This is a genomic window from uncultured Methanofollis sp. (assembly GCF_937919355.1).
In the GTDB taxonomy this organism is placed as follows: Archaea; Halobacteriota; Methanomicrobia; order Methanomicrobiales; family Methanofollaceae; genus Methanofollis.
This window is the reverse complement of record NZ_CALFSA010000088.1, coordinates 1-8,260: the sequence shown is the minus strand read 5'-3', so window position 1 is coordinate 8,260 and position 8,260 is coordinate 1. Positions and strand designations below refer to the sequence as shown.

Sequence of the window (8,260 nt, the reverse complement as noted above, 5' to 3'; positions counted from 1 at the left end):
CTTCATCAGGCCTTTTGGCAAGACTGATAAGGATGGGGATTGAGTGTATACCTGCTCATGGAAGACGGGATTCAGGACTGGATATACCAATGTTCATTCCCTGACGGCACCGAACTGCAGGAACACACCCTGAAAACCGGGAACACCATCATTGTCGGGGACCGCTGCACGATCGACTACGGGCTGAAAGGGAAAGACGTCGTCGTCTGCGAGTTCACCACCCTCAACGGGGGCATTTATGCAGACGGAGACGTCAGGATCGACAACTGGTGCGAGGTCAATGGCGACGTGATCGCCGCCGGAGACGCCTACCTTGGCGAGGGGGTGAAGATCCACGGCAAACTCTTTGTCCAGGGCGACCTCGATGTCGGCGACAACGTCCACATCGAGAGGGGGTTCGAGGCAAAGGGCTGGATATCGATCAGGAACCCGATGCCGGTGATCGCCTACCTCATCCTCTATGTGATGACCCTCCTCAAGATGGACAACCCTGACGAGATCGACGGTGCCCTCAAGGAGATCTTCGGCGGGGACGAGGACGACGAAGACGAGAACCCCCTGCTCATCCCGCCATCCTCGACAATCGATATGAAGGTCTTCTCCGTCCCTACCATGATGACCATCGGGAACTGCTGCCGCCTCCACGGCAACATCAAGGCCGCCTCAGTTGTGACCGGGCGGGACAACACCATCTTCGGGAGTCTGCGAGCGGGTGGACTCATCAGGGTCGGTGACGGCACGCAGGTCCACGGCAACGTGGAAGGTGGCGATGAAGTCGCCGTGGCGCCCGGGGTGCATATCCTCGGCAATGTGACCGGAAGGACCCTCGCCCTCGACGAGAACGCCCGCGTCGACGGGACGATCCGGGCGCCCGAGGGGATCAGGTTCGAGAGGGAGGTGCAGGAAGAGGCATGAAAGCGGCGGAGATACTTGAACTGACCGACCTTGTCTGTGTCGAAGGTTCTTTCGCCGACCTCGCAGACCCGGCGTCGGCAGACCCCGTCTTATCCCTCGACCCGGAGGCGGGAAAACTCCTCGTCGACGAGGACGAAGACCTCATGGCCGTTGCATTCAGGAGCGGCGGGACCTGGTACGCGGCGAACTACCTCTTCCACTCCCCGAAGACCGAGGTGATCGACCTCTTCGAAGGGACGGAGGGCGATATCTACCAGGAAGACCGGGAGGTCTGGACCGGCGCCGTTCGGGAGTATTACAGTGAGGTAATCAGGGAGGAAGTCAGACCGTCGATCGAGGACATCCCCCCAGACAGGCCGGGAAAGATAGCCGACCTCGTCACCGAGGTCTGGGGCAGGCAGGAAGGGACAATCTGTATCGACTGCTGTTGCGGGTCGGGCGTTGGTGCCGCCGCACTCAGGTCGGTGGTCGGGATGCGGACGCTCGCCTACGACCACGACCCCGCCCTCATCGCCCGCGGCTTCGAGGAGGGGCGCCTCGTCCCGGCGGAGACGGCGTGCATCGACGGGACGGTGGCGACCGCCTACTTCAGGCGGGTCCCCTACGGGACGGCGTTCATGATGGGGACGATCCGTTCCTTCGACAGCGGGATATGGGAGAGGCTCACTCTCGAACTCCTGGCGCTCTCCGGGGAGACTCTCATCACCGTCGCAACAGAAGAGGAGGCCCGTATGGTCGCAACCTGGTGCCGGTCTGCCGGGCGGAAACCCGACGTATGGGAGAGCGACCGCGATCCCCTTTATGACCGCTGGGTCTGCCTCTCCTGAAATCGGAGTGCGCTAAAAGAGAAACTTATTTACACCTTTCATATTTTCTGATCCTATTCAGCATCTCCACGGCCGAGGGAATTTTCTCTGCATTCCTCTCAAGAAAAGCCCGTACTTCGTCCTTTTCAGTCAGTATTTTCTCACAATCAAATCCGTCGCCGGTGATCCTGGCGGCAATTGATCGTGCCGTTTCCTGTGTTGAAACTGTGGAGTCCATGCCCTCGCCTCGCGTACCATATATAATCTGATAATGTAATATAAACATATCGAATTCTGCGAATTTACATTTATCAAGTATCACATTAAAAAACACAAAATTTTGGGACATATCATTATTGAACCGATTAAACAGCAGCAAATGAAAGGGGGAGCAGTACAGGCGCCACACACCACAACGGCCCGGGGAGAAACAGACAGAGACACCTGACCGAACAAAAAAGATCCGGGTCTTTCCCGGAGGAAAAAGAAGAGAAGGGCCTACGCCTTCCCTTCTTCCTTATCCATGCAATCGATCTCGGCGGCGATCATGAGGGGGTCGTCCATCTCGCGGACAAGGTCGCGCACGCGCATCAACCTCTCGACGCCAATGAAGTGACCGGACATCACCCTGGCCATCTCAGTGAGTTCGATCTCCCCCTTCTTCCTCGCCACCAGTTTTGTCTGGAGGAGGGTGTCGAGGACGGGTTCGAGGCTGCCGACCATCACCTTTTCCATCCACCGTATCTGCGCCTCGTCACCGCGGCAGGTGACTGCGTTCGCCGCAAACTCCTCCGAACTCCCTTCGAGGTCATAGACAGGGGAGACCTCCTCCATCTCGCCCTTCAGGAGGAGGATCGCCATCTCCTCCTCAGTGACCTTTGAGGTCTTCGAGTAAGTGGCACCAGGTTCGGCAAGGATGACGATCCGGCCCTCGTCGTGGAAGTCCGGACGACCGGCACGGCCGAGCATCTGGTTGAACTCCTGCACGCTGAGCCACTTGATCCCCATCGCCAGGGCATCGAAGATCACCTGCGAGGCCGGGAAGTCCACGCCGGCGGCGAGTGCGGCGGTCGTGACGACGCAGGCGATCTTCTGCGAGGCGAAGAGGTCCTCGACCTGACGGCGCTCCTGTGAAGTGAGGCCAGAGTGGTACGGCCGTGCCACATTCTGGCCAAGGGCGTCGGCAAGGGTGTGGCACCGCGACCGCGCGTTCGTGAAGACGATCGTCTGCCCGTGATACCCCTTTGAAGACCGCCGTGCGAACTCCTCCTTCACCATCGTCTTGATGAACTGGATCTTCTTCTTCTTCTCGCAGAAGATGAGGTGGCGCTCCAGGGGGACGGGCCGACTGTCGTAGCGGACGAGTTTCGCACCGAGTTTTTGGGCGAGAGCGCTCGGCGCCCCGATGGTCGCCGAGAGGTACAGGAACTGGGCCTTCGGCGAGGCATACTTGATCCTGGCGATAAGACCGTCGAGGCGGTGACCCCGCTCTGGCTCTTCAAGGTTCTGGACCTCGTCGATGACGACGGTGCCGATGTTTTTGAGGGTCCTCCCGTTCCGAAAGACTGTGTCGACCCCCTCATACGTGCCCACGACAATATCGGCACGGGTGCTCCTCTCACCAACAGGCCGCGTCTCCGGGAGGTTGAGGCGGCTCCTCCCGGTCTGGAGAGAGACAGAGGCGATGTCCTTATAGCGCTCCCTGAAACGGAGATATTTCTGGTTTGCAAGGGCGACGAGCGGGACAAGGAAGAGGAGACGGCCCTTCCCTTCGAGCAGGTTCTTGAACCCGGCCATCTCACCGACAAAGGTCTTGCCGCTTGCCGTCGCCGAGACGACCAGGAGGTCCTCATGTTCCAGGAGGCCGGCATTGACAGCGAGTTGCTGGACAGGCGTGAGGTATTCGATGCCCGAGGCCTTTGCAAAGGCCGGGGGCACAGGCAGCTGCGTGATGTGCTGCGTGTCGATCGGTTCTACCGCTTCCAGGCGGTCGAAGAGCGTCTGTGTGAAGTCACGCTGCTCTGGTTGGAGGAGGGCGAGCACACGGTCCACATCACGGTACGAGTCGAGGAGGCTCCTGATATGCGAGACCGACCTCTTGCCGAAACGGCCCACATATCCCATCTCCCGCCGCAGTTCCCGCTCGGCGCACTCCATGCAGATGTGCTCCCTGCCGAAACGGACACCGTTCTTCTTTGAGAGCGGAGTCACCTTATCTTCAAGGAGGCAGATGCGGCAGAGGTTCACCTCGGCCGGCTGGACCTGGAAGTCGCCGAGAAATGCGAGGAGAGCAGGCTCGGGTTTTGTTATCCTGACGTCGGACTGACGGACAAGTTCGATCAGTTTCTTTGTCGGCGTATTCTGGTAGTTTCTCCGCCCGGGAGTGCGGAGTTTCAGGTTCGTCGGCCGATACCCCTTGGTAGAACGGGCGAGTTCGAAGACACCGGTCTCCCTGACAGACCGCCCGTCGAAGAGAATGAGTTTGTATGAGCCCCTTTGCGGGGCGATGATGACCATCATGGAATGATGAGGTCGTGAATGGTGTAGTTCAACCCTGCAGTCTCAAGGCGCTTGAGGAAATCGGTGAACTCCTCGTCGACGATGACGACCGCACACTCGACGCCGTGGAAGGCGGCCTCGACCGCCCCCTCCCGCGAGCCGAAGGTGATGTCAGGTTTCCGGCCGACAGATCGCAGGGCGATAGCCGCTTCAAGTCCGACGACCCCGACCATCTGCACACCGGCGAGGATCTTCTCCATCGCCGCAAGGTCGACCTTCCGCGAACCCCCCCTCTCGATCCGCGGCACCTTGAGAACCCGGATCGTCCCCTCGGTATGGTCGATCAGGCCGGTGAGCTGCGCAATACCGACGTCCTGTCCGGCAGCGGCATCGGAGATCACCTCGCCCATCGCGTTCTGCGGCTCCTTCGCGGCGTAAAGCCAGCCGTCCTTCATATAGACGCCAACGACATCGCCTTTCTTCAGGTCATGGGCGGCGATCGCAGGCCAGACCCGCACCTTCTGGATCACATCGCGGGTGACATGCCGGGCATAACTCTCCAGCACCTCGGCATTGTTCAGCACCCACTCGATCCCCTCCTTCGTCACCTCGTACCTGCCACGACCGTAGGCAGATATAAAACCGTCGTCGGAAAGTTCCCTTATATACTCGGAGACCGCCTGCGGCGTCACACCCATCTTCTCCGCGATCTCCTGCTGGCGGATCGCTGGCTGGTGCTCGGCGACCTCGACAAGGATCTGGAACCGGGTGATCTCGCGTTTGCTCCGGAGGAGAGTGACGAGGGGGTCTTCACCGGCCATTGTTGTCGGCATAGACAAGCCCCTGCCCCTTGATGTCAAGGTGCGGAATCCTCTTGGAGAGTGCCTTGACAAAGAGAGACGACACCCCGAACTTCCGGCCGATGTCAGCGATGGACGAATTTCCGGCCTTCAGTTCGTCGTCGACATTGGATACGAGTGTCCGCAGGTTCTCGTCGGTTGACAGGGCGATGTAGATCAGGTCTGCAAGATCGGTCATCGTGCACTGGAAACTCGCCCTGAAGGTGCCGTAGGTTGTCCTGTACTCCTTGCACGGCTTTTCGCCGGGCTTCGGCATCCGCCACTGCTCTTCGATGAGGTTTCCCTTCCTGAGGATCGAAAGGCAGGAGGCGACACAGGCACTTTCCCCGCACTGCTCACAGAGTTCATCCTCGGTCATCCAGTTCTTGTTGAGCAGTTCATACATTTGTTTGAACTTTGGATTATTGAATGTGAGTAGCAGAGGAACCATTTCAACGGGATCATTCACAATCCGAATATGACCTGTCACGCAAAAACCCTATTTATATATCGCCTTATGACCCAATAAATTTTTGCAGGTTATGTGATGCAGAACAGAGGAAAGATCATCATCCGTGGAATTGTCCAGGGGGTCGGATTTCGTCCTTTTGTCTATGCCTGCGCCAGGAAATTCGGCATTTCAGGGTGGGTGAAAAACCTGGGGAGCCGCGTCGAGGTCGCCGGCGCCGGCGCGCGCTTTTCTGAGTTCGTGGACGCCGTCTCGGAGGGCACACCACTCTCGGTCATCGACTCGGTGGAGGTGCTCCCTCTCGACGGGGAAGTGGCCCCGGGTTTTTCCATCCTTTCGAGCGGCACCGGGGCCCTCGACGGCATGATCCCGCCGGACGTGGCGATCTGTGACGCCTGTGTAAGGGACATCAATACTCCCGGCGGCCGGTACGAGGGCTACTGGGCGACGTCGTGCGTGAACTGCGGGCCGCGGTACAGCATTATCAGGACGCTCCCGTATGACAGGGAGAGAACGGCGATGGAGGAGTTCCCGATGTGCGCGGGCTGCGAGTCCGAGTACACCGACCCGGGGTGCCGGCGGCACCATGCCCAGACGATCGCCTGCGAGGCCTGCGGCCCGTCCCTCCTCCTCCTCGGCCCGGACGGGCGGGAGGTCGCCTGCGACGACCCGGTGGCTGAGGCGGCGGCACTCCTGGACGCCGGGGAGGTCCTTGCGATCAGGGGCGTCGGCGGTTTCCACCTCGCCTGCATCGAGGAGTCCGCGGGCGTCCTGAAGGCGCGCCTGGGGCGGACCGAACAGCCCCTTGCGGTGATGGTGCGGGACGGCGGCGCCGCCGCACGCTACGCCTCCCTCTCACCGGAGGACGAGGAAGCGCTGCACAGCCGCGTGAGGCCGATCGTCGTCGCAAAAAAGCGGGACGTCCGCGCTCATGTCGGGATCTCGTCCCTCCACACCATCGGCGTCATGCTGCCGTACACCGGCCTCCACCACCTCCTCTTTGCCCGCCTCACCCATGACCTGCTGATCATGACGAGCGCAAACATGCCGGGGACGCCGATGATCACCGGCACGGACGACGCCGTCAGGGGCCTGCGGGGGCAGGCCGACGCCTTTCTGGTCCACACCCGCGAGATAGTGAACCGCTGCGACGACTCGGTTATGCGGGACGGGTATATCATCAGGCTCTCCCGCGGCATCGCCCCGAAGAGGAAGGCGGTCGATCTGGGGCCGCGGTGCATCCTTGGTGTCGGCCCGGAGTTGAATGCCACGACGACAATCTACAGGAACGGGTTTGCGGTGACCTCGCCCCATATCGGGAACGTGAGGAACCCGACGACCCTCGCCTACCTACAGGAGACGGTGGAGAAGATCGGGCGCCTGCTCGGCGCTGAGGTCGAGGTGGTCGCCCACGACCTCCACCCGGGTTTCCTCTCGACCAGGTACGCCCGCAACCTCGCCGACGAGAGGGGGGTTGACCTCGTCGCGGTCCAGCACCACCGCGCCCACATCGCCGCGGTGACGGCTGAGGAGTGCGTCGGCATCGCCATCGACGGTGTCGGCTACGGCGACGACGGCACGGTCTGGGGCGGTGAGGTCTTTGCCGGTGCGGTGCCCGACCTCCAGAGGGTCGCGCACATCGAGGCGGTGCCGATGCCGGGCGGCGACCTGGCGACAAAGTTCCCTGAACGGATGCTCTACGGCATCCTCCCCGAAGAGGAGACCCGACACCTCCTCGCCGCCCGCGGCTGGGGCGAGGTCGAACTCGGCGTGCTGGAGCGGCAGGTCGAGAGACGGTTCAACACCCCCATGACGAGCAGCACAGGCCGGGTTCTCGACGCGGCCTCGGCCCTCCTCGGCATATGCCGGGAGCGGACCTACGACGGCGAACCCGCGATGAAACTGGAGGCGGCGGCGGCAGGGGGGACGCCCACGGACTGGGACCTCTCCTTCGAGCGGGAGGGTTCCTGCGAGATTTTAAAGACGACCGACCTGCTGCGGACGGCGGCGAGGGCCCATGCCGCGGGCAGGCGTGCCGCCGACATCGCCGCATCGGTGCAGCACAACCTTGCCCGCGGCGTCGCCGCCCTTGCGGTCCATGCGACCGAAGAGAGGGGGATCAGGACAGTTGCTCTCTCCGGCGGGGTCGCCTACAACACAGCAATCAGGGAGACGATCCGCTCGTGCGTTGAGGGTGCGGGCCTCTCCTTCGTCACCAGCCGCGATTACCCCCTCGGCGACGGGTGCATCAGTTACGGGCAGTGCGTCTTTGCCGGGGCGGTGACGCGGGAGAGGTAGGGGGTCTCGCTCCTGCGGTCCCGCACAAATTTCTCCAGGAGAATATTCCAAACTCTGGTTCAATCCCTCACCTCTGCATGCTGGGCACGGGAGAACATTTCAGGATCGGATCGATGTCTCCCCGAATTCCATAAAGAACAGTGCGAAACCACCGCCTTCCCCCCACTCTCTGCTGGGGGACTGCTCGAAGGTCTCCGACCTTCTCCAGTTCACTTCGTTCACACCTCGAAAGCCCGATGGCTTTCTCGACTCACTCTGCTCGTCCCCGAAACAGGATAGGGTCGGGGAAGAGAGAACAGAGGTCTGCGGAGGGAGATTGCCATCCACCCCCTATCGTAAGGGTGAGAGGTGCGAGCCCAGCGAGCATGAGAAAATCTCTGATTTTCGAGTGACGAGCGTCAGCGATTCAAGAAGACCATCGGTCTTCACCGAAA

Annotated in this window: 7 protein-coding genes; 3 read left to right on the top strand and 4 right to left on the bottom strand. The window is 61.2% G+C overall.

Annotated features, from left to right (window positions below; all coding sequences use genetic code 11):
* Positions 1-57 precede the first annotated feature (57 nt).
* Together Q0520_RS04035 and Q0520_RS04030 are read left to right on the top strand one after the other, a co-directional pair.
* Positions 58-915 (top strand): polymer-forming cytoskeletal protein, encoded by an 858-nt coding sequence (locus tag Q0520_RS04035; RefSeq protein ID WP_298666930.1) that lies wholly within the window; start codon positions 58-60, stop codon positions 913-915.
* On the top strand, positions 912-1,742 hold the full coding sequence (locus Q0520_RS04030; RefSeq protein WP_298666928.1) for a hypothetical protein: 831 nt from the start codon (positions 912-914) through the stop codon (positions 1,740-1,742). The genes Q0520_RS04035 and Q0520_RS04030 overlap by 4 nt, the downstream gene beginning before the upstream one ends.
* A gap of 25 nt (positions 1,743-1,767) precedes the next feature.
* On the opposite strand, the gene Q0520_RS04025 is transcribed toward Q0520_RS04030, so the two are convergent.
* The 4 genes from Q0520_RS04025 to Q0520_RS04010 form a co-directional block, all read right to left on the bottom strand.
* Positions 1,768-1,959, bottom strand: coding sequence for a hypothetical protein (locus tag Q0520_RS04025; RefSeq protein WP_298666925.1), 192 nt, complete (start codon positions 1,957-1,959; stop codon positions 1,768-1,770).
* 260 nt (positions 1,960-2,219) lie between these two features.
* Positions 2,220-4,241, bottom strand: a complete 2,022-nt coding sequence (locus Q0520_RS04020; RefSeq protein WP_298666922.1) for a DEAD/DEAH box helicase — start codon at positions 4,239-4,241, stop codon at positions 2,220-2,222.
* On the bottom strand, positions 4,238-5,053 hold the full coding sequence (locus Q0520_RS04015; protein ID WP_298666919.1) for a MarR family transcriptional regulator: 816 nt from the start codon (positions 5,051-5,053) through the stop codon (positions 4,238-4,240). Before Q0520_RS04015 ends, Q0520_RS04020 begins: the two co-directional genes overlap by 4 nt.
* Positions 5,031-5,510 carry an ArsR family transcriptional regulator gene (locus tag Q0520_RS04010; RefSeq protein ID WP_342765237.1) on the bottom strand — a complete coding sequence of 160 codons (480 nt, stop codon included), beginning with the start codon at positions 5,508-5,510 and terminating at the stop codon, positions 5,031-5,033. The genes Q0520_RS04015 and Q0520_RS04010 overlap by 23 nt, the downstream gene beginning before the upstream one ends.
* Positions 5,511-5,606: 96 nt before the next feature.
* On the opposite strand from Q0520_RS04010, the gene hypF reads away from it, so the two are divergent.
* Positions 5,607-7,826, top strand: coding sequence for a carbamoyltransferase HypF (gene hypF / locus Q0520_RS04005; protein WP_298666913.1), 2,220 nt, complete (start codon positions 5,607-5,609; stop codon positions 7,824-7,826).
* Positions 7,827-8,260: the final 434 nt, after the last annotated feature.

Excerpts from the sequence above, each read along its gene's own strand:
- hypF (WP_298666913.1), top strand. The coding sequence starts at position 5,607 with ATGCAGAACAGAGGAAAGATCATCATCCGTGGAATTGTCCAGGGGGTC.
- Q0520_RS04025 (WP_298666925.1), bottom strand. The coding sequence starts at position 1,959 with ATGGACTCCACAGTTTCAACACAGGAAACGGCACGATCAATTGCCGCC.
- Q0520_RS04015 (WP_298666919.1), bottom strand. The coding sequence starts at position 5,053 with ATGCCGACAACAATGGCCGGTGAAGACCCCCTCGTCACTCTCCTCCGG.
- Q0520_RS04020 (WP_298666922.1), bottom strand. The coding sequence starts at position 4,241 with ATGATGGTCATCATCGCCCCGCAAAGGGGCTCATACAAACTCATTCTC.
- Q0520_RS04010 (WP_342765237.1), bottom strand. The coding sequence starts at position 5,510 with ATGGTTCCTCTGCTACTCACATTCAATAATCCAAAGTTCAAACAAATG.
- Q0520_RS04030 (WP_298666928.1), top strand. The coding sequence starts at position 912 with ATGAAAGCGGCGGAGATACTTGAACTGACCGACCTTGTCTGTGTCGAA.
- Q0520_RS04035 (WP_298666930.1), top strand. The coding sequence starts at position 58 with ATGGAAGACGGGATTCAGGACTGGATATACCAATGTTCATTCCCTGAC.